21 protein-coding genes and 1 pseudogene are annotated in these 25,048 nt (G+C 69.0%); 12 read left to right on the top strand and 10 right to left on the bottom strand.

Going from position 1 to position 25,048, the window contains the following annotated elements:
* Positions 1-28: 28 nt before the first annotated feature.
* The 5 genes from AC5Y5V_RS24620 to AC5Y5V_RS24600 all read right to left on the bottom strand — a co-directional run bounded on the left by AC5Y5V_RS24620 (position 29) and on the right by AC5Y5V_RS24600 (position 5,259).
* Positions 29-1,309, bottom strand: coding sequence for a TetR/AcrR family transcriptional regulator (locus AC5Y5V_RS24620; RefSeq protein WP_499940567.1), 1,281 nt, complete (start codon positions 1,307-1,309; stop codon positions 29-31).
* 92 nt (positions 1,310-1,401) lie between these two features.
* On the bottom strand, positions 1,402-2,049 hold the full coding sequence (locus AC5Y5V_RS24615; protein ID WP_499940566.1) for a nitroreductase family protein: 648 nt from the start codon (positions 2,047-2,049) through the stop codon (positions 1,402-1,404).
* A 2-nt stretch (positions 2,050-2,051) separates the two neighbouring features.
* Positions 2,052-2,984, bottom strand: coding sequence for an SDR family NAD(P)-dependent oxidoreductase (locus tag AC5Y5V_RS24610; protein ID WP_499940565.1), 933 nt, complete (start codon positions 2,982-2,984; stop codon positions 2,052-2,054).
* The gene (locus AC5Y5V_RS24605) at positions 2,981-4,114 is read right to left on the bottom strand and encodes an acyl-CoA dehydrogenase family protein (RefSeq protein ID WP_499940564.1); all 1,134 of its coding nucleotides are present in this window, start codon (positions 4,112-4,114) and stop codon (positions 2,981-2,983) included. The genes AC5Y5V_RS24610 and AC5Y5V_RS24605 overlap by 4 nt, the downstream gene beginning before the upstream one ends.
* A complete protein-coding gene (locus AC5Y5V_RS24600; RefSeq protein WP_499940563.1) occupies positions 4,111-5,259 on the bottom strand; it encodes an acyl-CoA dehydrogenase family protein in 1,149 nt (382 codons plus the stop codon). Before AC5Y5V_RS24600 ends, AC5Y5V_RS24605 begins: the two co-directional genes overlap by 4 nt.
* A 265-nt stretch (positions 5,260-5,524) precedes the next feature.
* On the opposite strand from AC5Y5V_RS24600, the gene AC5Y5V_RS24595 reads away from it, so the two are divergent.
* From AC5Y5V_RS24595 to AC5Y5V_RS24555, 9 genes are all read left to right on the top strand, one after another.
* Complete coding sequence (locus AC5Y5V_RS24595; protein WP_499940562.1) at positions 5,525-7,228, top strand: nitric oxide reductase activation protein NorD; 1,704 nt, start codon at positions 5,525-5,527, stop codon at positions 7,226-7,228.
* Positions 7,229-7,288: 60 nt separating this feature from the next.
* Positions 7,289-8,134 carry a CbbQ/NirQ/NorQ/GpvN family protein gene (locus AC5Y5V_RS24590; protein ID WP_499940561.1) on the top strand — a complete coding sequence of 282 codons (846 nt, stop codon included), beginning with the start codon at positions 7,289-7,291 and terminating at the stop codon, positions 8,132-8,134.
* Between the two features lie 52 nt (positions 8,135-8,186).
* Positions 8,187-9,305 (top strand): ABC transporter substrate-binding protein, encoded by a 1,119-nt coding sequence (locus AC5Y5V_RS24585; protein WP_499940560.1) that lies wholly within the window; start codon positions 8,187-8,189, stop codon positions 9,303-9,305.
* 4 nt (positions 9,306-9,309) lie between these two features.
* Positions 9,310-10,434: a spirocyclase AveC family protein gene (locus AC5Y5V_RS24580; RefSeq protein WP_499940559.1), complete on the top strand. Its 1,125-nt coding sequence runs from the start codon at positions 9,310-9,312 to the stop codon at positions 10,432-10,434.
* Positions 10,427-11,398 carry an SDR family oxidoreductase gene (locus AC5Y5V_RS24575; RefSeq protein WP_499940558.1) on the top strand — a complete coding sequence of 324 codons (972 nt, stop codon included), beginning with the start codon at positions 10,427-10,429 and terminating at the stop codon, positions 11,396-11,398. The genes AC5Y5V_RS24580 and AC5Y5V_RS24575 overlap by 8 nt, the downstream gene beginning before the upstream one ends.
* A gap of 9 nt (positions 11,399-11,407) precedes the next feature.
* Positions 11,408-12,625, top strand: a complete 1,218-nt coding sequence (locus AC5Y5V_RS24570) for a cytochrome P450 (protein ID WP_499940557.1) — start codon at positions 11,408-11,410, stop codon at positions 12,623-12,625.
* Between the two features lie 93 nt (positions 12,626-12,718).
* Positions 12,719-14,203 (top strand): aldehyde dehydrogenase family protein, encoded by a 1,485-nt coding sequence (locus AC5Y5V_RS24565; RefSeq protein WP_499940556.1) that lies wholly within the window; start codon positions 12,719-12,721, stop codon positions 14,201-14,203.
* A gap of 265 nt (positions 14,204-14,468) precedes the next feature.
* Positions 14,469-15,617: a thiolase family protein gene (locus AC5Y5V_RS24560; RefSeq protein WP_499940554.1), complete on the top strand. Its 1,149-nt coding sequence runs from the start codon at positions 14,469-14,471 to the stop codon at positions 15,615-15,617.
* Complete coding sequence (locus tag AC5Y5V_RS24555; RefSeq protein WP_499940553.1) at positions 15,614-16,411, top strand: crotonase/enoyl-CoA hydratase family protein; 798 nt, start codon at positions 15,614-15,616, stop codon at positions 16,409-16,411. The genes AC5Y5V_RS24560 and AC5Y5V_RS24555 overlap by 4 nt, the downstream gene beginning before the upstream one ends.
* Here AC5Y5V_RS24555 and AC5Y5V_RS24550 read toward each other — a convergent pair.
* From AC5Y5V_RS24550 to AC5Y5V_RS24540, 3 genes are read right to left on the bottom strand one after another with little or no spacing between them, the layout of a single operon-like run.
* Positions 16,408-17,424, bottom strand: a complete 1,017-nt coding sequence (locus AC5Y5V_RS24550; protein ID WP_499940552.1) for an NAD(P)/FAD-dependent oxidoreductase — start codon at positions 17,422-17,424, stop codon at positions 16,408-16,410. The two genes, AC5Y5V_RS24555 and AC5Y5V_RS24550, sit on opposite strands and share 4 nt — an antisense overlap.
* Before the next feature lie 13 nt (positions 17,425-17,437).
* Complete coding sequence (locus AC5Y5V_RS24545; protein WP_499940550.1) at positions 17,438-17,938, bottom strand: isoprenylcysteine carboxyl methyltransferase family protein; 501 nt, start codon at positions 17,936-17,938, stop codon at positions 17,438-17,440.
* Between the two features lie 10 nt (positions 17,939-17,948).
* Positions 17,949-19,052, bottom strand: coding sequence for a type III polyketide synthase (locus AC5Y5V_RS24540; protein WP_499940549.1), 1,104 nt, complete (start codon positions 19,050-19,052; stop codon positions 17,949-17,951).
* Between the two features lie 133 nt (positions 19,053-19,185).
* On the opposite strand from AC5Y5V_RS24540, the gene AC5Y5V_RS24535 reads away from it, so the two are divergent.
* Positions 19,186-20,331 carry an NAD(P)H-binding protein gene (locus tag AC5Y5V_RS24535; protein ID WP_499940548.1) on the top strand — a complete coding sequence of 382 codons (1,146 nt, stop codon included), beginning with the start codon at positions 19,186-19,188 and terminating at the stop codon, positions 20,329-20,331.
* Positions 20,328-21,050 carry a CPBP family intramembrane glutamic endopeptidase gene (locus tag AC5Y5V_RS24530; RefSeq protein ID WP_499940545.1) on the top strand — a complete coding sequence of 241 codons (723 nt, stop codon included), beginning with the start codon at positions 20,328-20,330 and terminating at the stop codon, positions 21,048-21,050. Before AC5Y5V_RS24535 ends, AC5Y5V_RS24530 begins: the two co-directional genes overlap by 4 nt.
* A 70-nt stretch (positions 21,051-21,120) precedes the next feature.
* Here AC5Y5V_RS24530 and AC5Y5V_RS24525 read toward each other — a convergent pair.
* Both AC5Y5V_RS24525 and AC5Y5V_RS24520 read right to left on the bottom strand, forming a co-directional pair.
* A pseudogene (locus AC5Y5V_RS24525) lies at positions 21,121-22,365 on the bottom strand (NAD(P)H-binding protein); the annotation flags it as partial.
* A gap of 36 nt (positions 22,366-22,401) precedes the next feature.
* On the bottom strand, positions 22,402-23,214 hold the full coding sequence (locus AC5Y5V_RS24520) for an enoyl-CoA hydratase (protein WP_499940544.1): 813 nt from the start codon (positions 23,212-23,214) through the stop codon (positions 22,402-22,404).
* Between the two features lie 329 nt (positions 23,215-23,543).
* Here AC5Y5V_RS24520 and AC5Y5V_RS24515 point away from each other — a divergent pair, with 329 nt between their 5' ends.
* Positions 23,544-24,626, top strand: a complete 1,083-nt coding sequence (locus AC5Y5V_RS24515) for a CaiB/BaiF CoA transferase family protein (RefSeq protein ID WP_499940543.1) — start codon at positions 23,544-23,546, stop codon at positions 24,624-24,626.
* Positions 24,627-25,048 lie beyond the last annotated feature (422 nt).

Here is a 25,048-nt window from a genome sequence, read left to right as displayed (position 1 = left end):
ACAGTTGTTTGGTTCAACACCGGGGTCGCTACTTGCCAGGCACCGCCGCGCCACGTAGGACCGTGTCCCGGGCGTGCAGCAGCGAGGCCCGGATCCCGATGGCACGCAGGATGTTCTCCGGTATCCACTGCATGCCGATGACGCAGCGCGCCAGCATCGCGGTCGACGGCGTCTCGATGCGTATCTCACCCGACCGGATCCCTTCGGAGAGAAGCGATTTCATCTGCCGCAGCCGGGTGGGATACGACCAACCCGGGTTGGTGGTCGGCGGCGACTGCCGCATCCAGGCGAGCTGGATGCGGAACTCGTCGGAAAACTGATCCAGCGCGTTGACGTGCACCCAACTCATCGCGTCGAGCTTCTCGACGGGCGTCGCGTCCGAGCGCAGCACGGCGACCCAACCGGCCTCCACCTTCTGGCCGAACGACCGCATGATCGAGTCGAGCAACTCGTCCTTCGAGCCGATCACGCGGTAGACGGTGCCGGTGCCCAGACCGGCCGCGGAGGCGATGTCCCGGATCGTGGTGACTTCGTAGCCCTTGCGTCCGAACTCCGTGCGCGCGACCGCACGCAGGTGGGCCGCCTTGTCGCTGGGGTCGGCGGCGCTGTCGTCGGCCCACTCGTCGATGACGGCGCTGGCGGCGGCAAAGGCCTTGGAGCGATCCAGCGCCGCGTCGGCGGGTGGGCGGGCGGCCAACCCCTGCAAGATGATTCGACACATGAGCCGCGCCACCTGATCGGCGGCAGCCTTGTCCCGGATGACATGCAGCCCTACCCGCAGCATCGACTGACAGATGCTGTCAGCAAGCACCGGAAGGTCGATGTCGGGCCTGATATAGCCGCTCCACCGGCCGGCCCGCAGCGTCTGCAGCATCGCCTCCTGGATGGCCGTCGGCTGCTGCCGGGTGAGCTTCGTCAGCTCCGGGTCCGCGCTGGGGCCCTCATAGAACGACATCTGCAGGGCCGCCCGATGCTCCACCGCGCAGTCGGCGATGGCCACGCCCAACTCGGTGATTTTCTCGGCGGCGGGACGCGCGTCGGGTTCGTCGAGCCGGGCCTGCGCGTCGCGCCCGATGCGGTCGAGGTCGTCCTGGTAGCGCTGGATCAGCTCGACGAGGATCGCTTCTTTGGATTCGAAGTGGTGATACAGGCTGCCCGGGAGAATGCCTGCCGCGTCGGCGATTTCCTGTAGCGAGGTGCGCAATCCCGACGACGCGATGAGCGACGCGGCGGTCTGCAGGATCTCGGTCCGGCGGGTCCCCGTGTCCGCCGCGCCGCGGGCCTGGTCCGGTGCATCGGCTTTGGCCATCTGCACCTGTCCTCCCGGTGAACCAAATCTTTGGTAAAGGCTATCAGAATTGCGGCGGGAAATGCGCTGCTGACTGCGCTGATGGACCCATCTTAGAGCGGCGGACCGTCCCAATCGTCCAGCGCGACCACCTCGTCGACGGGCCGCCGCCGGGCCGGCGTGAACCGGTGCCCGGCACGCAGCCGCGCCACCGGCAACAGGCAGCCCTGTACGTAGTTCTTCGGGATATCCAGCAGCTGCCCCACTTCGCGTTCGCGGTGCAAGTGCAGGGTCGTGACGCAGGTCCCGTAGCCGCGGGTGTGCAGGGCCAGCTGGAAGTTCCACACCGGCGGGAAGATCGAGCCATAGAGCGTCGCCAGGTGGAACGACTCGTCGCCGTCGATGCGCGGCAGGTACGGCTCGTAGCACGGGATTACCAGCACCGGCACCCGCGCCATGTTGGCCACCAGCCACTCCGTCGATGACATCAGCCGGGTCTCCGGCGTGCCGGCCGGCATCAGGTCGGCGAGCAACTGGCCGCCGACTCGAAGCAGGTAGGACTCGCGGTAGAGCCCGGCGATCCGTTCTCGCTTGCCGGGATCGGTGACGACCAACCACTTCCACGACTGCGCGTTCGAGCCGTTGGCGGCCTGCAGGCCGATGCGCAGGCAGTCGCGGATTTCGGCGAGGTCGACGGGCGCGTCGAGGTCCAGCGTCTTGCGCGCCGAACGGGTGGCGGTGAGTAGGTAGTCGATGTCCATCATCAGGTGCCTACGCCACGTTGGGCGGCCACCGCGAAGACTTCCTCGAAGATCGAGCCCGGCACGGTGAATGGCTCGGTCGCCGACACCTCGGACAGGTGCGCGTCGATGTCTTCGACGGTCGGGGTGTCGTCGGCGTCGGGGGCCAGCCAGCCCTCGCCGAGGCCGACGAAGACCCGGGCGAAGCGGCCGGCGCAGGCCGAGTAGTTCTGATGGCTGAAGTCGCAGGCCCGGCTCGCCAGGTACACCACGATGGGCACCACCAGCTCGGGCTTGATGATGCTCAGAAAGCCGATCTCCTCAAGGGCTTTCGGGTCGCCCACGGTTTCGGTGACCATGCGCGAGAACCCAAACGGCAGCACGGTATTGGACAGGATGCCGTGGTCGGCGCCTTCGATCGCGATCACGTTGGACAATCCGACCAACCCGGCCTTGGCCGCCGCGTAGTGGGACTCCAGCGGCTGCCCGAACATCCCGCCGGAGGAGGAGATGAAGACAAACCGGCCGTAGCGTTGCCTTTTCATCACGCGGTAGGCCGGCTGGCTCAAATAGAATCCGCCGTCCAGGTGGACGTTGAGCATCCGCCGCCACTGCTCGGCGGACAGCTCGTCGAACGGGACGCTGTTGAAGATGCCCGCGTTGCTCACCACGGCGTCCAGTCGCCCGAAGCGCTCCACGGCCAGCCCGACGATCGCGTCGCCCCCCTCCGGGCTGGCGACCGAGTCGTGCGAGGCCACCGCAACCCCTCCGGCGCTTTCGATTTCGGCGACGACCTCGTCGGCGACGCTGGGGTCGGCGCCGTCACCGTGCATGGCGCCACCCAGGTCGTTGACGACGACGGCGGCTCCGCGCCGGGCCAGCTCGAGCGCGTACAACCGGCCCAATCCTCGTCCCGCCCCCGTGACGATGGCGACCTGGTCGGTGAAACCGATCATGTGGCGACACCTTTCGCCTGAGTGACGCGCGCGCCGAGCTCGGCGAGGTATTCGTCGGGGCCGCCGAGGAATTCGCTCCAGCCCAGCAGCCGCTTGAGAAAGAGGTGGGCGTCGTGCTCCCAGGTGTAGCCGATCCCGCCGAACACCTGGATCGCGGTGTCGCCCACGGTGGCCAGCCGCCCGGCGAACGCCTTGGCGCGCAGCGCCGCCAGGTGCCGCTCGTCGGGATCCGCGTTATCGGCGGCCCACAACGCGTGGATGACGCCGCTGCGGGCCAGTTCGACGGTTTCGTACATGTCGACGCATAGGTGCTGAACCGCCTGGAACGAGCCGATCGGCTGCCCGAATTGCTTTCGCACCTTGGCGTATTCGATGGCCAGCTGCATGACGGCGCGGGCGGCGCCGAGCGCGTCGGCGGCCATGGCGATGAGCACGTCGTCGACGGCCGCCGTGACGGCCTCTGGGGACGGGCTGGCGAGCAGTCGGGCGGCGGGGTCGTCGAGGCTCACCCGAGAGCGCTTGCGGGTCTGGTCGATCCCGGGTTCGGGTGTCACCGATACGCCGTCGGAGTTTGTATCGACGGCGAAAAGCCCAATGCCGTCGCGGTGTTCGGCGAGCACCAGCAGGATGTCGGCGGCGGCGGCGTCGGGCACGGCCACCGCCGGCGAGCAGACGCAAAAGCCCCCATTTCGGGGCGAAATGAGGGGCTTTTGCTGGGGGCACCTCCCGCTTGCGGGGGACTGCTCGCCAAGGGAAGCGACCGTCGCGATCGTGGTGCCGTCGGCGATTCCGGCGAGTAGCTCGGCGCCCGCGGCGCCCGCGCCGGCCCGGGTCAGCAGCCGCGTCGCGGCCACCGCGCTCGACAGCCACGGCCCCGGATGCAGGGCGGCGCCGAGCTCTTCGGCGACGACGCCGGCCTCGACCATCGTCATGCCCGCCCCGCCGTATGCCTCGGGCACCTGCAGGCCGGTCGCGCCCAGGCCTGCCAGGCCCTGCCACACCGCGTCGTCGACGCCGGTCGGATCGTCCAGCAGCGGCCGCACGTGCCCGGAGATCGGCGCTTTCTCGGCGAGAAAGCGCCGGACGGTGTCGCGCAGCGCGACCTGCTCTTCGCTCAGCTCGAGGTTCATTTGCGCGGCAGCCCCAGGACGCGCTGGGCGGTGATGTTCTTGTTGATCTGCGTGGTGCCGCCGGCGATCGTCAGCGAGCGCGACGTCAGCCGGTAGTCCGCCCAGCGCTTCGGCCCGCGCGCGCCCAGCACGTCGAAGGCCAGCGCGGCCAGGTCCTGCCCGATCTCGCCCCACACCGTCTTGGCCAGGCTCGCGGTTCCGAATGCGGCCATGTCCGAGCCGCCGTGCAGCGTCGCCGAAATCGAGCGCTGGCACAGCACTTCCAGATACTTAATGCGCACCGCCAACTCGCCGAGGCGGCGCACGGTGACGGGGTCCTGCCCGGCGTCGGCCGCGGCGAAGTCCGCCACCAGCTCCTCCAGCCGGACCTGCAGCTCGGCGTACAGCCGTGCCGCCCCGGCGCGCTCGTGGCTGAGCGTGGTGGTGGCGACCTGCCAGCCTCCGTTGAGCGGGCCGAGCAACGCGTCCGCGGGCACGCGCGCGTCGTGGAAGAACACCTCGGCGAAGTCGGCGTCGCCGTTGAGCGTGACCAGCGGGCGGACCTTGATGCCGGGTAGCTTCATGTCGACGATCAGGCAGGAGATCCCCTGGTGCTTGGGGACATCGGGGTCGGTGCGCACGTACAGCTGGCACCAGTCGGCCCGATGCCCCAGCGACGTCCAGATCTTCTGGCCGTTGACGACGAAATCGTCCCCGTCGCGCACCGCACGGGTGCGCAGCGACGCCAGATCGGAGCCGGCCTCGGGTTCCGACATGCCCTGACACCAGATGTCGTCGGCCCGCATCATGCGGGGGAGCAGCGTCTTCTTCTGCGCCTCGGTGCCGTACTGCATGATCGCCGGGGCGATGTTGTTCATGCCGATGACGTTGAGCGGCAACGGCGCCCGTGCACGGGTGGTCTCCTCGGTGTAGACCAGCTGTTCGAGCACCGTCGCGCCGCGGCCGCCGTACTCCTCCGGCCAGGAGACGGCCGCCCATCCGGCATCGGCCATTGTCGCGTTCCAGACGCGCAGCGCCTCGAACGCGGTGTCGTCGCGGCCGGTAGGCCGGCGGGCGGCGATCAGCGCGTCGGTCAGGTTCGCCGACAGCCAGGCGCGCAGCTCATCTCGGAAGCGTTCCACTTCCGGCGGGTAGGAGAAGTCCACGTCTGCTATTCGACCTCACGCGATTGACTGCGGCCAAGCCAAGGCGGACTTTACGTTGGAACAGATATTTGGTCAACGCCGTCACACGCCAGCGGTCGGCCGCAGGGAGGGATCCGCGGTGTCGTGGCGCGGCGTCGCGCACCCAGAGTCGTCGCTCTCATCCACGGCGCGTGGCGTCCTTCCTGATTGACTGCGCTGCCAGCGGACTTTACGGTGGAACAGATATTTGGTCGATCATGATCGGCGCGGCCGGGAGGTTACCAGCGTGGCAGACGACGCGCCCGGCGACCGGTTGCAGGCGCTGGGCATGCTGGCTTCCGTGCTCGCCGGCCGGCCCGTCGCGGTGGCCCCGCTGCCGCCGGGTGAACCCGCGTGGACCGACGGCCGGACGATCCACCTCGATACCGCGGGACGGGCCTTGCAGGCCGTGGCCGTGCAGGCGTCGTTGATCGCCGCGGGCAGCCTGGACGCCGACGTCGTGCGCCCGCTGGTCCGCCATCCGAAGCTGGCCCGGCGCTACCTGGCGATCGAGGGGCACCGCGCGCTGGTCGCCAACGCCGACCTGCTGCCGCGCGGCCTGGCGTCGCTGGGCAACCGCGAGATCGCCGGCCGCAGTGACTCGCCGGCGGCCTCGCTGCGGATCGCCGACGGCCGGTCCGCGATCGACGATCCGGCGCCGGAGTTCGGCGTGATCCGCCCGGCCAAGGTGCTGGCCGCGTACCCCAAACGGCCTGAGCAGCAGGAAGAAACGCGTCCGCAACACGTCCCGCGCAGCCGGGGCAGGACCGAACTCGAGGAGCTCGACGAGCTTGATGATGGCGAGGTCGACGATTCCGACGACCCGGATCTGTTCACCAGCCCGATCGGCGGCGGCGGCTTCATCGGCAAGTGGCTGAAGAAGATGTTGTCGTCCGCACGGAAGACCGGCAGCGGCGGCGGGCCGCCCGGCGCGGACGCCCCGACACATCGCACCAACTCCGCCAAACGCGGCCTGCACGCCGTGTCGTCGCTGGCCTCGTCCTCGAGCGACGACGAACAGGCCGACAAGGCGGCCCAGGCCGCGCAGGCGGACGGTGTGCGGTACCCGGAATGGGACGCGACGCGCAAGCGGTACCGGCCCGCCTGGTGCACCGTGCGCGAGGTCGAACCGGAGATCAAGGCGCACGCGACCCAGGCCATCGAGGGCGCCATCGGCGTCCGGCGGCCGCTGTCACGACTCGGGATGGGACTGCACCGCCGTCATCGCCAGGCGCAGGGCGACGACATCGACATCGACGCGGCGGTCGAAGCCCGCGTCGAGGTGCGGGCGGGCTCGGTGCCCGACGAGGCGGTGTACCTCGACAGCCTGCGGCGCCGGCGTGACCTGTCGGTGTTGCTGCTGCTGGATGTGTCGGGGTCGGCCGCGGAACCGGGCACGGTTGGGCGCACGGTGCATGAGCAGCAGCGGGCGGCCGTCGCCAACCTCGCCGTCGCGCTGCACGACCTCGGTGACCGGGTGGCGCTCTATGCGTACTACTCACAGGGGCGCGGCGCGGTGAGCATGGTGCCCGTGAAGCGATTCGACGACCACCTCGACACCCGCGTCATCCGGCGGCTCAACAGCTTAGAACCCGGCGCGTACTCACGCCTCGGTGCGGCCATCAGGCACGGCTCGACCGTCCTGGAGGCGCGCGGCGGCACCTCCCGGCGGCTGCTGGTCGTGCTGTCCGACGGACTCGCCTACGACCACGGGTACGAGCGGGCCTACGGTGCCGCGGACGCGCGCCGCGCCCTGACCGAGGCCCGCCGCCGGGGCACCGGCTGTGTCTGCCTGACCGTCGGCGCGGGAACGGATGTGGCGTCGCTGCGAAAGGTGTTCGGCAGCGCCGCACATGCGACGGTGGCGCGCCCGGAACAACTCGCCGGGGTGATCGGACCGCTGTTCCGGTCCGCGCTGCGCTCGGCGGAGGTGCGGCGCCGGGTGTCCTGATTGAAACAAACATCTGTTCCGGTTACGCTCTTGAATCAACACGGTGGGAGAAGGGGAGTTATGGCCAACGAGTCCGGACTCGCGCACCGCAATGGCGTGACCGGTGAGGCGGTGCGGGTGCGGCCCTATTACCAGGCGATCGGCAACGAGGAGGCCATCTTCAAGGCGGCCTACCGCCAGGGCCTGGCACTGGTCCTCAAGGGGCCGACGGGCTGCGGCAAGACCCGCTTCGTCGAGGCCATGGCCCACGACCTCGGCCGGCCGCTGATCACCGTCGCCTGCCATGACGACCTCACCACGGCAGACCTGGTCGGACGGTATCTGCTGCGCGGCGACGAGACGGTGTGGGTGGACGGACCGCTCACCAAGGCGGTGCGCGAGGGTGCGATCTGCTACCTCGACGAGGTCGTGGAGGCCCGGCAGGACACCACCGTGGTGCTGCATCCGCTGGCGGACTACCGGCGGCAGCTTCCGATCGAGCGGTTGGGCGTGACCCTGGACGCGGCACCCGGATTCGGTTTGGTGGTGTCCTACAACCCCGGCTATCAGAGCGTGCTCAAGGACCTCAAGGATTCCACCCGGCAGCGCATGGTCGCCGTCGAATTCGGTTTCCCCGCAGCCGATGTCGAGGAGGGGATCGTCGCGCACGAGGCGGATGTGGACGCCGCCACCGCGGCCGAGCTGGTGCGCTTCGGGCAGGCCATCCGGCGCCTGGAAACCGGCGGGCTGCGTGAGGTCGCGTCGACGCGCGTGCTCATCGCGGCGGGCCGGCTGGTCGCCGAGGGCCTCACCCTTCCGGAGGCGGCGCGCGCCGCGATCGCCGGGCCGCTCACCGACGACGTGGCCGTGGGCCGGGCCCTCGGCGAGATGGTCGAGGTGTATCTCGGTGGGGGCGCCGGGAGCTGACACGTCCGAACAAATATTAGGTTTAGCGAGCATTTAACCGGGAGGCCGCCAAATGTCCTACGAGAGCACCGCGGAGCCGATCAAGGTCGGCTACCTGATGGACTTCAAGCTCCCGCCAGGCTTTCCGGAGGACTTGTTCGCTTCGTTCACTCAGACTTTCGACCTAATTTTCGAGGAGGCGGTCGCCCAAGGCGTGATGGACCGCCCCGTGCAGATGATCTATCGCGAGGTCGAAGGCCTGCCCAAGGGGTCGGTCAAAGCGGTGATCGATGCCTATGGCGAATTGGTCGACGAGGGCTGCCTTGTGGTCTTCGGTCCGAACATCACCGACAACTGCGTGCCGTTGCGCGAAGCGATCGAGGAACGGTTCAAGGTGCCCGCGATCAGCGTGACGGGCACCGACGACTGGCTGGGTGAGTGGACCTTCGCATTCCCCCAGGGATCGATGACCGATGAGCCGATCTTCCTGGCCGACCTCATTGCCAAGCGCGGACTCGCCGAAATCGGCGTCCTTGTCGAGCAGAGCCTCATCGGTGAGAGCTACCTCAAGAATCTGCGAAGTGCGTGTCGGCGCAAGGGCATTCGGATCGTGGCGGAAGTCGCCGTCGCACAGACGGCCCAGGACATCAACGACGCGGTCCGCACCCTGCACGATGCCAAGGCTGAGGCGATCGTGCACCTGGGATTCGGCTTCGGGATCGTGTTCATCAACCCTGCGCTGCAGGCGGTCGACTGGGATCCGCCCCGCTTCACCACCACCGCGTGGCAGAACGCGTGGGTCAACCCGATCATGTGGAACGCGTTCATGGGCTGGATCGGTGTCGACCAGTACGACGAGGCGAACAAGATCGGGCAGAACTTCCTCGACGCCTACGCGAAGAAGTACGACGGCAGTCGTCCCGAATTCTGTGTGACGGTGGTCAATCGGGACGTCGCCGCGACGCTGGTGCGGGCTTTCTCCGACGCGCATCCGCTGAGCCCGCGCGGCGTCAAGGAGGCGTTGGAGCGGGTCAAGATGATGCCCGCCGCTTCGGGCGCACCCGGCACCCGGGTGTCGTTCGGCAAATGGACCCGTCGGGCCTGGATGGGCGCCGGCTATCTGGTGGCGCGGACGCTGGACGCCGACGGCACCAACTCCCACCTGGTCGATCGCTTCGGAGAGGACGACTGAACACATGGCAGCACCGGTGAAGTCAGACGAGACGACTGCCAAGACGCGCGAAGGCAGGAGATGGGGCCCGTGGATCGCCGGCGCCGCACTGGCGGCGTTCGCGCTCTTCTTCATCGTGAACTGCCGCACCGCCCTCGACCCGCGCGTCGCCAACCCGAACGTGGAAGGCCGGCCGCGACCGGTCAGATTCACGTTCGGCCTGGACTACATCACGTTCTTGGACAGCGCCACCGCGGTGGCGCTGGTCGTGCTGCTGGTGGTGTTCATCCGGGGCTGGCGGCGCAATCCGGGTAGTCCGGCGATGCTGATGTTCCTGTGCACCACGCTGATCGTCTGGCAGGACCCGATCATGAACTGGTCGCCGTTCGCGGTCTACAACCCCGACCTCATCCACTGGCCGGAGTCGTGGCCGTTGGTGTCGCTTTCGCCGACGGTGGAACCGTTCGTCGTATTCGGTTATGTGATGTTCTATTTCGGCCCCTACTTCCCGGGGGTCTGGATCCTGCGCAAGCTGCAGGCGAGAAAAGGCCCGGAGGCTTTTGTATCGCGGCACCCCCTGGTCTGCCTGGGCACGATAGTCCTGGTGATCGGGTTCGTCATGGATGCCTTGTTGGAGAACACGTTGGTCCACTGGGGGATGTACATCTATTCCCAGGTGATTCCGTGGGGTTCGATATTCACCGGCACGACCTTCCAGTTCCCGCTGATCTGGGAGTCGTTTTCGGTGACCTTCGTGATGATCCCGGCGGCGATCCTGTGCTACCGCGACGACACGGGCAAGTCGGTGGCCGAGAAGCTGGCCGCGAAGGCCAAGGTCTTCCCGAGCCGGCCGGTGCTCGGCACGTTCCTGGTGATGTTCGTCATCATCAACGTGTCCTACTTCGCCTACGGCGCGTGGTTCTGGGCCATCAAAGTGAGCCACGCAGCCACCTCGGTCGCCTGCCCTTGGCCGTATCCGGAAGCCAAAGTGTATGACCCGCAAGGCTATTACGAAAAGGCGGGCGCGCAGGGGCCCTACTCGGTGGGCATCTGGTCGACGTGGGCCAGCGGGGAGCCCAACGGGCGGCCGCACGTCGACCCGCCGCCACCTGGCCAGGGCGCCTGCGCATCCCCGAGCCGGCATGGGTGAGCCGCGCGCCGTCGTCATCACCGGCGCGTCCCGCGGTCTGGGCTTCGCGTCGGCGGTGCGCCTCTACCGGGAGGGCTGGCGCGTGGTGGCGGCGATGCGCACGCCCGAGAAGGGAATGGCGTTGCTGCGCAGCGAAACCGGAGCCGACGCGGACGACGGGCGGCTGATCGGCGTCCAGCTCGACCTCACGGACTTCACGTCGGTCGCGGCCGCCGCCAAGGCGATCGAGGATGCCGTCGGCGCGCCCTACGCCCTGGTCCACAACGCCGGCATCTCGTCGGCCGGCATGGTGGAAGAGACCGATGTGGCGTTGTGGCAGAACATGTTCGCCACCCACGTCATCGGCCCCGTCGAATTGACGAAGGCGTTGTTACCCGCCATGCGGGCGGCGGGTGAGGGCCGCGTCGTAATGGTCGCCAGCACGGCCGGGGTGCGCGGTCAGCCCGGTACCGCGCCGTACTCCGCGGCAAAGGGCGCGCTGGAGCGGTGGGGCGAGTCGCTGGCGTGCGAGATCGCGCCGTTCGGGCTGGGCGTCACCGTCCTGGTGACCGGTACGTACGACACCGACATCATCACCGATGCGGGCACCACCGATGACCGCAACTTCAGCGGCCCCTACGCCCGACTGCACACCACGATGAACACCCGCGGGCGGTTCGCGATGCGCTTCGCCAGGGCGCCCGAACGGTTCACCGACGGCCTGGTCAAGGCGCTCGCCGACACTGGCCCGTTCCGCCGTCGCGGGGTGGGCCCGGACGCCTCGATGCTGTTGGCGTCCAACCGGATTCTCCCCGCCATCGGCATGCACCACATGTCGCGGGTCGTGCTGGGCATCCCCCGGCAGGGTTCGATGCGGGAGGGGGCATGGCCGCTGACGGTCGGCCAGAAAGCGATGGTGGCTGTCGCACGCGTGCTGCCGGCGCCGCTATTGCAGCGCCTGGCCGCGCTGAAGAAGAAGGACTAAGGAGCACTGATGGAACAGCTTTTCGACGACCTGGCGGACTTCGGCGCCTTCGACGACGCGATCTCCGGCGACGTGCGCGACCCGTACACCGAGCTGGCGCGGCTGCGCCGCGAGGAACCGGTGCAGCGGCTCGAGACGTCGGGGGCGCTTCCGCACGAGGAGTCGCTGCCGATGTTCATCGTGTACCGCCACGAGGACGTCCAACAGATGCTGCGCGACAACGAGACGTTCTCCTCGGCGGCCGTCATCGCGGCGTTCGGTCCGGTGCTGGGTGAGGGCGTGATGCTCGGCATGGACGAACCGATCCACGGCCGGCTGCGGTCATTGGTGTCGAAGGCGTTCTCGCAGAAGTCTTTAGCGCGGTATCAAGACGAGCTGGTCGCACGGGTGGCCAACGGCCTGATCGACAAGTTCGCGCCCAACGGCAAGGCGGATCTGGTGAAGGAGTTCACCTTCGACTATCCGAGCCAGATCATCGCGGGCCTGCTGGGCCTGCCGGAGGAGGACTACCCGCAGTTCCAGCGCTGGTCGATCTCGCTGCTGAGTTGGCTGATGAACCCCGAACGCGGACTGGCGGCCGCGGCGGCGCTGTGCGAGTACTTCGCGCCGATCCTCGAGGCGCGGCGCGCCGAGCCGCGCGACGACCTGATCAGCGCCCTCGGCGCGGCCGAGATCGACGGCCAGAAGCTTGCCGACGAGGAAATCTTCTCCTTCCTCCGGCTGCTGCTGCCCGCCGGCGTGGAAACCACGTACCGGTCGCTGGGGAGCCTGCTGCTGGGACTGCTGTCCGATCCCGCGCAGCTGGACGCCGTCCGCGCGGACCGGTCGCTGCTGCCGCAGGCGATCGAGGAGGGCGTGCGCTGGGAGCCGCCGCTGCTCACCATCACCCGGGTGGCGACCCGCGACACCGAACTCGGCGGGGTGGCGATCCCGGCCGGCGCCACGGTGATGCCGATGCTGGGCTCGGCGAACCGGCAGGAGGATCGCTATCCCGATCCCGACACGTTCAACATTCACCGGCAGGCGCGGGCCCATCTGGGCTGGGGACACGGCGTCCACGTCTGCCTGGGCATGCACCTCGCGCGGCTCGAGATGCGCACCGCGATCAACCTGCTGCTGGACCGGCTGCCGAACTTGCGGCTCGACCCCGACGCCGACGACCCGCACGTCCGCGGGCAGGTCTTCCGATCGCCGACGTCGGTGCCGGTGGTGTTCGATCCTCAGTAGTCAGGCCCCGAAAAACCTGGCAGCTTGCCAATCGGCTAGTTTCCAGTAAGGCTCTCCGTAGCCCTTCGTACGAGTCAACAGAGAGTGACAAATATGACCGACGCTGTAAAGGTCCGATTCGAGCCGAAGATGATGATCGACGGCAAGCTCGTCGACGGCCAGGCCGGCACCTTCACGAACATCAACCCCGCGACCGAGGAGTCCCTCGGCGAGGTCGCCGACGCGTCGAAGGAAGACATGCACCGGGCCATCGATGCCGCCCGGCGCGCCTTCGACGAGACCGACTGGTCGACCAACCGCGAGTTGCGCAAGCGGTGCCTGCTGCAGCTGCACGACGCGATCGAGGAGGAGAAGGAGGAGCTGCGCGAGGAGCTCATCCTCGAGGTCGGCGCTCCCCGGGCGATCACGTTCGGCCCCCAGCTGGATGCGCCGCTGGCCGACGGGTTGAAGTACCCGGCCCGCCTGATCGACGAGTACGCGTGGGAGACCGACCTCGGTGACCGGGTGATCAGCCTCACCGGCACGAACACCACCATCAAGGTCTGGCGCGAGCCGGTGGGCGTGGTCGGCGCGATCGTGCCGTGGAACTTCCCGTTCGAGGTCACCATCAACAAGCTCGGCCAGGCGCTCGGGACCGGCAACACCGTCGTGCTCAAGCCCGCGCCCAACACGCCGTTCAACGCGACCCGGCTGGGTCGGCTGATCGCCGAGAAGACCGACATCCCGGCGGGCGTCGTCAACGTCGTCACCGCGTCGGATCACTTTGTGGGTGAGGAACTTACGCTGTCGCCCAAGGTCGACCTGATCTCGTTCACCGGGTCGACGGTGGTCGGCAAGCGGATCATGGAAAAGGGCGCGGCCACCATGAAGCGGCTGTTCCTCGAACTCGGCGGCAAGTCGGCCACGATCGTGTTGGAAGACGCCGACTTCGGGATGGGCTGTGCGATCGGCATTGCCCCCTGCATGCACGCGGGGCAGGGCTGCGCCAACCCGACGCGGATGCTGCTGCCGCGGTCGCGCTACGAGGAGGGGGTGGCGATCCTCAAGAGCATCTACGAGAACGTCACCTGTGGCGACCCGCAGGATCCCGGAACCCTGTGCGGGCCGGTCATTTCGGAGCGGCAGCGCGACCGCGTGATGGGTTACATCCGCAAGGGTGTCGAGGAAGGCGCCACCGCCCTGGTCGGCGGCCCGGACGCCGAAACCGGTTTCGACAAGGGATACTTCGTCCGCCCGACGCTTTTCACCGATGTCGACAACTCGATGACGATCGCCCAGGAAGAGATCTTCGGCCCGGTGCTGTCGGTCATCCCGTTCGACGACGAGGAGGACGCGATCCGCATCGCCAACGACAGCAAGTACGGCCTGGCCGGCAACGTGATGTCGGGTTCGCTGGAACGCTCGCTGGCCGTGGCGCGCCGGATCAAGGCCGGCTTCATGGGCGTCAACGGTGGCGCCGCGTACGCCGCCGACGCCCCCTTCGGGGGGTACAAGGACAGCGGGGTGGGCCGCCAGAACGGCATCGCCGGTTTCGACCAGTACACCGAGATCAAGTCGGTGGGGTATCCCGCCGGGTAAGCGGGGCTAGGGATTTGGCGCCGTCGGCGGCGGGCTGGCTGCGTGTTGGCCGTCGCGAGGGGCCTCAAATTGCATGTCGGCGCCGCGACGGGCCTCAAAATGTGGCGTCGACCGGTGTTTTCCTGCGATTTTGAGCGCCCTCGCGAGGGCTGGCTGCACCCTGGCCGCCGCGCCATACCACCCCCGGCCGCCGCCCGGCCAACCCCTTGGTTGACAATCGATTCAAGTCGCTATTTCCCAAGCATGTGTCAAAGGAGACCCACTCATGGCTGAAGCCGTCATCGTCGAGGCAGTACGTTCACCCGTCGGCAAGCGCAACGGAGGACTGTCGGGGGTGCACCCCGCCGAGCTGTCCGCGCAGGTCCTCAACGGTCTGGTCACCAAGGCCGGCATCGACCCCGAGCTCGTCGACGACGTCATCTGGGGTTGCGTCATGCAGGCCGGTGAGCAGGCCCTCGACATCGGCCGCACCGCGCTGCTGACGGCGGGCTGGCCGGAGACCGTGCCGGGCGTGACCGTCGACCGCCAGTGCGGCTCGAGCCAGCAGTCGGTGCACTTCGCCGCGGCCGGCGTGGTGGCCGGCCACTACGACGTCGTCGTCGCCGGCGGTGTGGAGTCGATGTCCCGCACCCCGATGGGCGCGTCGCTGGCCAACGGCGGACGGCCGTACCCGGACGCGTTCCTGAGCCGCTACGAGGGCAAGATCCCCAACCAGGGCATCGGCGCGGAGATGATCGCCGAGCAGTGGGGACTGTCCCGCCTCGACCTGGACCAGTTCTCCCTGGACTCGCACGAGAAGGCCGCCGCCGCACAGGATTCCGGTGCCTTTGACGACCAGATCGTGGGCATTAAGGACTCCGAAGGCAACACCGTGCTCAAGGACGAGGGCATCCGCCGGGGCACCCCGATGGAGAAGATGGCCTCGCTGAAGCCGGCGTTCAAGGAGGACGGTGTGATCCACGCCGGCAACTCCTCGCAGATCTCCGACGGCTCGGCCGCCCTGTTGTTCATGTCCGCCGAGAAGGCCAAGGAGCTGGGCGCCAAGCCGATCGCCCGGGTGCACACCGCCACGCTGGCCGGTGCCGACCCGGTGATCATGCTGACCGCGCCGATCCCCGCCACCCAGAAGGTGCTCAAGCGCTCCGGCCTGTCCATCGGCGACATCGGCGCGTACGAGGTGAACGAGGCCTTCGCGCCGGTCCCGATGGCGTGGCTCAAGGACATCGGCGCCGACGAGAGCAGGCTCAACCCCAACGGCGGCGCGATCGCGCTGGGCCACCCGCTCGGCGGATCGGGCGCGCGGATCATGACCACGCTGCTTTACCACATGCGGGACAAGGGAATTCAGTACGGCCTGCAGACCATGTGTGAGGGCGGTGGCCAGGCGAACGCCACCATTCTGGAACTCCTGTGACAGATGCCGGGCAACCCGGTGCTCTCGTCGAGCACCGGGGCAACGTCCTGGTCATCACGATCAACCGGCCGGAGGCCCGCAACGCGGTGAACGCGGCCGTCAGCATCGGCGTCGGGGATGCGCTGGAGGCGGCGCAGAACGACCCCGACGTGCGGGCGGTCGTGCTCACCGGTGCCGGTGACAAGTCCTTCTGCGCCGGGGCCGACCTCAAGGCGATCTCGAGACGGGAGAACATCTACCACCCGGACCGCCCGGAATGGGGCTTCGCCGGCTACGTGCACCATTTCACCGACAAACCCACCATTGCGGCGGTCAACGGCACCGCGCTGGGCGGGGGGACGGAGCTGGCGCTGGCCAGCGATCTGGTGGTGGCCGACGAGCGCGCGCAATTCGGGCTGCCGGAGGTCAAGCGCGGGCTGATCGCCGCCGCCGGCGGTGTCTTCCGGATCATGGACCAGCTGCCCCGCAAGGTGGCGATGGAACTGCTGATGACGGGTGAGCCGCTGACGGCGGCCCAGGCCTGCGAATGGGGCCTGATCAACAAGGTGGTCTCGGCGGGTTCGGCGCTGGACGCGGCGCTCGCGCTGGCCGCGCGGGTCACCGCGAACGCGCCGCTGTCGGTGCAGGCCAGCAAGCGCATCGCCTACGGCGTCGACGACGGCGTCATCGTCGCCGACGAGCCGGGCTGGGCTCGCACCATGAACGAGATGCGGACGCTCATCCGGTCCGAAGACGCCCGCGAGGGGCCGCTGGCGTTCGCCGAGAAGCGCGAACCGGTCTGGAAGGCCCGCTAGGACGCCAGAACGTTGACGCCGAAGCGGAACAGCCCGGGCAGCAGCGTGCCCGCCGGAACGATCGTGCGCCGCACCGGGCGGGGCGCGCTGGCCAGCACCAGGCCGCGGGTAAGCCAGCGGTAGTTGCGGGTAACCCGGTGCCACGCAGCCTCATACGACGAAGGTGCATCGTCGACGATGGCGCGCACGGCCGCGCCGGCCTGCTTGACGGCCAGACTGATGCCCTCGCCGGTCAGGGCGTCCTCGTAGCCCGCCGCGTCGCCGACCAGCAGCACGCGCCCGGCGACCCGGCGCGAAACCACTTGCCGCAGTGGGCCACAACCGCGCGCCGGCCCGTGGCTCACCTCGCGCAGTCGCTGGGCTAGCTGCGGAAACCATTCCAGCGAGGGCTGGCCGCGGGACAGAATCGCCACGCCGACAAGGTCCGGTTCCACGGGCGTGATGTATGCCTCGCCCCAGCGGGACCAGTGCACCTCGACGAACTCCGACCACGGCGGCACGCGGTAATGCCAACGCACGCCGTAGCGCCGCGGCGTTCCGGCCTTCGCCTTGATCCCCACGGCCCGCCGGACAGGCGAGTGCAGCCCGTCGGCCGCCACCAGCCACCTGCAGCGCATGCCGGCGGCCGCGACGCCATGAGCGTCCTGCTCGACGTCGGTCACTCGCTCCCGGATCCACTCCGTGTCTTGCTCTTTGGCCCTCGCCGCCAGCGCCGCGTGCAGCGTGGTGCGCCGCACGCCGCGCCCCGGGCCGGTGCGAAACCGCGCCTCGGCCCGACGGCGTTCACTCACGTACGCGATCCCGTGGAACGGCAGGCCGGACGGATCCACGCCGAGCGACGTCAATTCGGCCAGCCCGCCGGGCATCAGGCCCTCGCCGCACGCCTTGTCGATGGGAGTTTCCCGCGGCTCGGCGACGATCACCGAAAGCCCTTGGCTGCGAGCGTGTAATGCCGTGGCCAGACCCGCGGGACCACCGCCGACGATCAGCAGGTCGGCGTCGTAGTCCGTCATCGGTATCGCGCCGTCATCGGTATCCCAATGCGGAGTTCTCGACGCGGATGCGCACGGTCAGCAGGATCGCGTTGGCCACCGTGAAGGCGGCGGCCGTCAGCCACGCGGTGTGTACCAGCGGCAACGCGAATCCTTCGGCCACCACAGCAACATAGTTGGGGTGGTGCAGCCACCGGTAGGGGCCGCCCCGCACCAGGGGTGCGTCGGGCAGGACGATCACCCGGGAGTTCCAGCGTCGGCCCAGCGACGTGATGCACCACCAGCGCAGCCCCTGGCTGAGCACCACCACGGCCAGCATCGGCCAGCCGAGCCAGCCGAGGAACGGCCGATGCAGCAGCCAGGTCTCCAGCACGCAGCCGAGCAACAGCGCGGTGTGGATGGTGACCATCACCGGATAGTGGGCGCGGCCAACCTCCTTGCCGCCGTGGGCAAAAGACCAGTCGGCGTTGCGTTTGGATACCACCAGCTCGGCCAAGCGTTCGAACCCGACCGCCAGGATCAGCAGGTAATACACGGATCTATCACTACCACTCGAGCAGCACCAATTCCGAACAGAAGGCCGGCCCCATCGCGATCATCAGGCCGATCGACCCGGCCGGCGGCGGATCGGCCAGGTTGGCTCGAAGCACGTCGAGCACCGACACCGACGACAGGTTGCCGTTGTCGCGCAGCGAGTTTCGGGTGTGATCAAGCGCGTCCGCCGACAGCTCCAACACGCTCTCGACGGCCTCAATCACGCGCGGCCCGCCCGGGTGGCAGACCCACGTCGTCACGTCGCGTGGCGACAACCCGTGATCGCCGAGGAAGCCGCGGACGTCCTCGCCCAGGTACTTCTCGGTGACGGTTGCGACGTCCACGGACAGCACGATCCGGAAGCCGTCGCCGCCGATCCTCCAGCCCATCACGTCCTCGGTGTCGGGGTAAATGCGGCTGCGGGTGTCCAAAACCCTGGGCCCCGGACGCCCGGGCGACCGCCGCTGCGCGCCTTTGGTGATGACGGCAGCGGCGCCGTCGCCGAACAGGCTGCTCGCGACCAGGTTGGCCACCGAATTGTCCTTGCGCTGGATGGTCAGCGAGCACAGTTCGACGGCCAGCAGCGCCGCCACCTGGTTCGGAAAGGCGAGCAGGTAGTCGTGCATGCGCGCCACCCCGGCGGCGCCGGCCACACAACCCAGGCCGAACAGCGGGACGCGCTTGACGTCCTGGCGCAGCCCAACCCGCGCGGCCAGCCGTGCCTCGAGCGTCGGCACCGACAGCCCGGTCACCGTCGTCGAAAAGACGATGTCCACCTCCGAGGGCTTCACCTTGGCGTCGTCCAGCGCGGAGACCAGTGCCTGCTCGGCCAGATCCAGCGCGACGTCGATGTAGGTGTCGTTGGCCTCGCTGAACCCGCTCAGCCGGCCGTAGCGCGACAGCGGCAGCGCGGTGTGGCGGTGTTCGACCCCGCTGCTCATCGCGAACCGCCGGAACTCCGGACCGGCGAAATTGGTCAGCGCCTTGATGGTCTCGTCTTGGGTGTTGCGGTGTTGCGGAAACTTCACCGCCACTGCGGCCACGGACGGGTGTGCGCTAGTAGTTGCGGTTGATGTGGTTGCAGGCACGGAATTGTGCCGAATCTTCCTCCCCATGTAGGTACCCACGGTGCCGCCGCCGAATGGGTTCAGATGAGTTCACGGGCGTCGGCGCGGCCCCGAAATGGGTATCCGTTTCCCGTCCGCCCGCCCACGCGGGCCGCTCACACCCCAAGATAGGTTGGACTACGTGCGCATTCTCGTCACCGGTGCCACCGGCTACATCGGATCAAGACTGGTCACGGCCCTGCTGGCCGACGGTCATCAGGTGCTGGCCGCGACGCGGAGCCCGGCCCGGCTCAAACGCCTGGGTTGGTACGACGACGTGACGCCGGTGGTGCTCGACGCCACCGACGCCGAGTCGGCGCGGACCGCACTGCAATCGGTGGCTCCCGTCGACGTGGTGTATTACCTGGTCCACGCGATCGGTCAGCCCGACTTCCGCGAGGTCGACAACGCCGCGGCGGCGAACGTCGCGGCCGCGGCCCGGGACGCCGGCGTGAAGCGCATCGTCTACCTGGGCGGCTTCGTGCCCGACGACGAAACGCTGTCCGAACACCTGTCCAGCCGGGCCGAGGTGGCCGCCGCCCTGACCGTCGACGGCGGGCCGGAGCTGGTGTGGCTGGGTGCCGCGGTGATCATCGGCGCGGGGTCGACGTCGTTCGAGATGCTGCGCTATGTCGGCGACCGGTTCCCGCTGATGCCGATACCGAACTGGATGGAAAACCCGATCGACCCGATCTCCGTCCGCGACGTGCTGCACTACCTGGTCGCTGCGGCCGACCCCGACAAGGTGCCGGCGGGCGCCTATGACATCCATGGCCCCGAAACCACGTCCTACCGGGGACTGCTGCGGGCGTACGCGCGGGTCTCCGGCCGGTGGCTCGCGACGTTGCGGGTGCCCGGGGTGCACACCGCGGTGGCGTCCCGGGTCACCGGTGTCGCGCTGCCGGTGCCCCAGAGCCTGGCCGAAGACCTCGTCGAGTCGCTGGACCACCCGATGGTGGCGTCCCCCTCCGACCTGCGCGACCGGGTGCCCGACCCGCCCGGCGGCCTGCTGGGCGTCGACGACGCCATCGCGCTGGCTTTGGCGGGACGCAACAACGCGCCGCGGCCGGTCAACGGCCTGCTGGATCCGCATCAGCTCGCCGACTCCGACCCGGTGTGGGCCGGTGGTGACGCGTTGCGTATCCGGCGGCTCGCCCGGGCGGTGACGCTACCGATCGCGCGGCCCACGCTGGGGCTGGTGAACCTCGTGCCCGGCCCGCTTGCCGGGGCGCTGCGAACCGGCCTGGACATCCTGATCACCCTCACCCCGAAGGTACGTACTGCATGACCCAGACCAGCACCCCGCACCACACCAGCGTCGCCGTCGAGCTGCGCCGCGCGATCACCAACGTCGCGGTGCCGCACCACGAACCACCCGGCGTCGTGCGGCGCAGGCGCGTCGTCGTCGGGATCACGCTGGTGACGGGCGCGGTGCTGCTCGGGTTTTCGCTGCGGCGGCATCCGGGGGAGGCGAGCTTCTACTGGCTGACGCTGGCACTGGCCGCCGTGTGGCTCTCGGGTTCGTTCCTCTCCGGTCCGCTGCATCTCGGCGGCATCTGTTGGCGCGGCCGCAATCAGCGCCCGGTGATCACCGGCACGACTGTCGGGCTGTTGGTCGGGGGCGCCTTCGTGGTGGGCGGGCTGATCGCGCGGGAGATCGCGCCCGTCGCGCACTTGATCACCCAGGTGCTGCGTTACGCCAACCAGGGAGCGTTTTGGCTCGTCGTGGTGATCACGGTGGTGAACGGCGTCGCAGAAGAGGTGTTCTTCCGCGGCGCGCTCTACACCGCGCTGGGCCGGCACTACCCGGTGGCTATCTCCACGGTTTTGTATGTCATCGCCACGCTGGCCAGCGGCAACGTGATGCTGGGCTTCGCCGGGATCATTCTCGGGCTGGTGTGTGCATTCGAGCGCCGCGCCAGCGGCGGCGTGCTGGCGCCGATGCTGACCCACTTCGTGTGGGGCCTGATAATGGTGCTGGTCCTGCCGCCGCTATTCGGAGTCTGACGTCGCGGACCAGAGCCCGCAGCGCGAAGACCCATAGCGGCCGCGCGATCAACAACGACGCCCGGCCACCGATGCCGCCGGGCAGGAAGATGGCCCGCTGCGTGTAGGTGCTGCCGCCACCGATCCGGGGCAACACGGCGATGTCCAACCATGCGCGGCCCGGCAGGTGCGCCCGGATTCGCGCCCCCGGCACGGCGTCCCGTCCGACATCGTCGACGCGGCACCACCGCCGACCGTTCACGGCCTGCCCGGCGGCCTTCACGACGTGCTCACTCCTGGCGGGGAGCACGGCGGTGCGCACGTCGACGTAGACGGTCTCGCCGGCCCAGTCCGGGTCGCTGGGCAACGGTTCGCCCGGTTCCGAGTGCAGCGACGCCCACGTCGCGTCGGGCAGACCCTGCGCCGCCCTCTGCAGCGCCAATTCGACGGCTCGGCGGTAGGGGGTGAGGCCCCGCGGCGGCGGCTCGATGATCTTGTCGATGTCGAAGTCGCCCATTACCGCGTCGCATTCCAGCGATTCGATGAGCGGCCGCGCCAGGTCGGGCGGAATCGGGGTGACCGTCCCGACCCACAGGCTCGCGATCGTCGGCGTCAGGAACGGCAGCACGATCAGACGCCGCTTGCGCAGGCCCGCGACGTCGGCGTAGATGCGCATCATGTCGCCGTACTCCAGCACGTCGGGGCCGCCGATGTCCCACGTGCGCGACTCGGGCACCTCCGCCGTGGCCGCCGCGACCAGGTAATACAGCACATCGCGCGCCGCGATCGGCTGGATGCGGTTGTGCACCCACTTCGGCGTGGTCATCACCGGCAGCCGGTCGGTGAGGTGCCGGATCATCTCGAACGACGCGGACCCCGAGCCGACGACCACCCCGGCCTGCAGCACCACCGTCTCGATGCCCGACTCGATGAGGCGCTCGCCGACGGCCGTGCGGGAGGCGAGGTGCGGGGAGAGCTCACCGTGCGTCGGATGCAGCCCGCTGAGGTAGACGATGCGCCGCACCCCGGTGCGACGCGCTGCGGTCACGACGTTGTCGACGGCGCGGGCTTCCTCGTCGCCGAAGTCCTTGGCCGTGCCCATCGAATGCACCAGGTAGTAGATGACGTCGATGCCGTCGCAGGCCGCGATCAGCGAGTCGACGTCGCCGAGGTCACCCCGCGTCACCTCGGCGTCCGCGCGCCACGGCACGTGGCTCAGTTTGTCCGGATTGCGGGCCAGCGCGCGAACCTGATAGCCCTTCTGAAGCAGACGCGGTACCAGTCGCGCACCGACGTAGCCGGTGGCTCCAGTCACCAGGCAGCGAACTTGTGTCACACCCGGTGGTTCGGAGCCGCGGCCCGGCCGGATGGGTCAGGTGTCGGTGAAGCTGGGGTCTCGGCGCTCTTGGAACGCCTTGGTGCCCTCTTTGAAGTCGGGCGCCTGCAACAGGCCGGACTGCCCCTGGAACTCCCGCTCCAGCGCGACGTCCAATTCGGTCAGCGTGGCCGCGTTGATCGCGCCCTTGGTCTTGGCGAACGCCACCGCGGGGCCGTTTAACAGCCGGGTGATCACCTTGTCCACTTCGGCGTCGAACTCGTCGGCCGGATAGACCGCGCTCACCAGGCCCCAGGACAGCGCCTCGGTGGCGGTCAGCCGCTCCGGCAGCAGGGCCATCCGCATCGCCCGGATGCGGCCGACGGCGGCGGCGACCAGGGCCGAGGCGCCGCCGTCGGGCATCAACCCGATCTTCGTGAACGCGAGCATGAAGAATGCCTTCTCGGAAGCCAACACGACGTCGCAGGCCAACGCGAGGGAGACGCCGACGCCGGCCGCAGGCCCCTGCACGACGGCGACCACCGGGCGTGGCATCGCGGCGATCGCCCGGATCAGCCGGTTGATCTCCAGGATGATCTCGTCCGGCGGGACCCCGCCGCCACCGGACATGTCGTCGGCGCTGATGCCGGCGCCGGAGCTGAAGCCGCGGCCGGCACCGCCGAGTCGCACGACCTTGACCCCGAGGTCGGTGGCGGCGCGCTCCAGCGCGTCGGCCAGGCCGGTGATGACGGGGATGGTCAGCGAGTTGAGGCTGTCGGGCCGGTTGATGGTCACCGACAGGACGCCGTCGGTCAGCTCGACGTCGAGGCCCTCTACGGGGGCGAGAGTGGCAATTCCAATTTCGGACATGCGATTCACACTAAGTGACTGCTCGTTCCCGCCTCCCGCTGCGTCCCCCGCGCGATGCGTGCCCTGCTGCGCGGGTGCTGACGGTCGCGACCCGCGTGGTCCGCTGCGCTGGCGCTCGCGACACTTAAACTGCTGCGACGACACGCCGACGACGTTCGCAGTGGGTTAAGTCTCGCGGCGGGTACCGATGGCGGCGGCCCGCGTCGCCTGGCTGCGCCGCGCTCGCGGCGGGACCCGGCATGCAACCCCACCGACTGCGGCTGCGAAGATGCAATCAACCGGTTGTTAGATCCGAACGGCGTCAAAGTAGACGAAAGGTCGGTACTCCCATGGCGGGACCACTGCACGGATTGCGCGTCATCGAATTGGCCGGCATCGGCCCCGGCCCGCACGCCGCGATGATCCTGGGGGATCTGGGCGCCGACGTGGTCCGCGTCGATCGGCCGTCGGTTAATCCCGCCGGCGCCGTGCGGGACACCACGAATCGCAACCGACGCATTATCGCCGCTGACCTGAAGTCCGACGATGGCCGCCAGCTGATCCTCGACCTCGTCGCCAAGGCCGACGTGCTGATCGAGGGCTACCGGCCCGGCGTCACCGAGCGCCTCGGCCTGGGGCCCGAAGACTGCGCCAAGGTCAACGAGCGGCTGGTGTATGCCCGGATGACGGGCTGGGGTCAGACCGGTCCGCGCAGCCAGCAGGCCGGCCACGACATCAACTACATCTCGCTGAACGGCGTCCTGCACTCGATCGGCCGGGCGAACGAGCGACCGGTCCCGCCGCTGAACCTGACCGGCGACTTCGGCGGCGGCTCGATGTTCCTGCTGGTGGGCATTTTGGCCGCGCTGTGGGAGCGACAGACCTCCGGCAAGGGGCAGGTGGTGGACGCCGCGATGGTCGACGGATCCAGCGTGCTCGCCCAGATGATCTGGCAGTTCCGCGCGTCGGGGATGTGGACCGACACCCGGGGCACCAACATGCTCGACGGCGGCGCGCCCTACTACGACACCTACGAGTGCGCCGACGGTCGCTATGTCGCCGTCGGGGCGATCGAGCCGCAGTTCTACGCGGCAATGCTGACGGGGCTGGGCCTCGACGCCGCCGACCTGCCGGGTCAGAACGACGTGGCCCGCTGGCCCGAGCTACGTGCGGCCTTCACCGAGGCGTTCGGCAGCCGCGACCGCGACCACTGGGCCAAGGTGTTCGCCGAGTCGGACGCCTGCGTCACGCCGGTGCTGGCCTTCGGCGAGGTGCAGACCGAGCCGCACATCACCGAGCGCGACACCTTCTACGACCACAGCGGGAACCTGCAACCGCAGCCGGCGCCGCGGTTCTCCCGGACTGCCAACGACACGCCCCGCCCGGCTGTCGCGGTGAGCGATCCGCAGGACGTGCTCAGGGACTGGGCATAGGCTCGCGCGACGGCTCTACCGCAGTGACTCTGCGTCCAGCGCGCGGCCGAGCCGCCGCGCGACGAGCTCACCGCAGTGACTCTGCGTCCAGTGCGCGGAAGTGCGAGTAGCCATCGCAGTCAATGCAGACTCAACGCGGCGGGGCCGCCGCGCGACGAGCCCACCGCGGTGACTCTGCGTCCAGCGCGCGGAAGTGCGAGTAGCCACCGCAGTCAATGCAGACTCAACGCGGCCGGGCCGCCGCGCGACGAGCTCACCGCAGTGACTCTGCGTCCAGTGCGCGGAAGTGCGAGTAGCCACCGCAGTCAGCGCAGACTCAACGCGGCCGGGCCGCCGCGCGACCAGCCCACCGCGGTGACTCTGCGTCCAGTGCGCGGAAGTGCGAGTAGCCACCGCAGTCAATGCAGACTCAACGCGGCGGG

It is taken from the genome of Mycobacterium sp. NGS68 (assembly GCF_059812195.1).
This window is presented reverse-complemented; position numbering and strand designations above follow the sequence as displayed.

Excerpts from the sequence above, each read along its gene's own strand:
- AC5Y5V_RS24620 (WP_499940567.1), bottom strand. The coding sequence starts at position 1,309 with ATGGCCAAAGCCGATGCACCGGACCAGGCCCGCGGCGCGGCGGACACG.
- AC5Y5V_RS24615 (WP_499940566.1), bottom strand. The coding sequence starts at position 2,049 with ATGGACATCGACTACCTACTCACCGCCACCCGTTCGGCGCGCAAGACG.
- AC5Y5V_RS24610 (WP_499940565.1), bottom strand. The coding sequence starts at position 2,984 with ATGATCGGTTTCACCGACCAGGTCGCCATCGTCACGGGGGCGGGACGA.
- AC5Y5V_RS24605 (WP_499940564.1), bottom strand. The coding sequence starts at position 4,114 with ATGAACCTCGAGCTGAGCGAAGAGCAGGTCGCGCTGCGCGACACCGTC.
- AC5Y5V_RS24590 (WP_499940561.1), top strand. The coding sequence starts at position 7,289 with ATGGCCAACGAGTCCGGACTCGCGCACCGCAATGGCGTGACCGGTGAG.
- AC5Y5V_RS24585 (WP_499940560.1), top strand. The coding sequence starts at position 8,187 with ATGTCCTACGAGAGCACCGCGGAGCCGATCAAGGTCGGCTACCTGATG.
- AC5Y5V_RS24580 (WP_499940559.1), top strand. The coding sequence starts at position 9,310 with ATGGCAGCACCGGTGAAGTCAGACGAGACGACTGCCAAGACGCGCGAA.
- AC5Y5V_RS24575 (WP_499940558.1), top strand. The coding sequence starts at position 10,427 with ATGGGTGAGCCGCGCGCCGTCGTCATCACCGGCGCGTCCCGCGGTCTG.
- AC5Y5V_RS24570 (WP_499940557.1), top strand. The coding sequence starts at position 11,408 with ATGGAACAGCTTTTCGACGACCTGGCGGACTTCGGCGCCTTCGACGAC.
- AC5Y5V_RS24565 (WP_499940556.1), top strand. The coding sequence starts at position 12,719 with ATGACCGACGCTGTAAAGGTCCGATTCGAGCCGAAGATGATGATCGAC.
- AC5Y5V_RS24560 (WP_499940554.1), top strand. The coding sequence starts at position 14,469 with ATGGCTGAAGCCGTCATCGTCGAGGCAGTACGTTCACCCGTCGGCAAG.
- AC5Y5V_RS24550 (WP_499940552.1), bottom strand. The coding sequence starts at position 17,424 with ATGACGGACTACGACGCCGACCTGCTGATCGTCGGCGGTGGTCCCGCG.
- AC5Y5V_RS24540 (WP_499940549.1), bottom strand. The coding sequence starts at position 19,052 with ATGGGGAGGAAGATTCGGCACAATTCCGTGCCTGCAACCACATCAACC.
- AC5Y5V_RS24530 (WP_499940545.1), top strand. The coding sequence starts at position 20,328 with ATGACCCAGACCAGCACCCCGCACCACACCAGCGTCGCCGTCGAGCTG.
- AC5Y5V_RS24520 (WP_499940544.1), bottom strand. The coding sequence starts at position 23,214 with ATGTCCGAAATTGGAATTGCCACTCTCGCCCCCGTAGAGGGCCTCGAC.
- AC5Y5V_RS24515 (WP_499940543.1), top strand. The coding sequence starts at position 23,544 with ATGGCGGGACCACTGCACGGATTGCGCGTCATCGAATTGGCCGGCATC.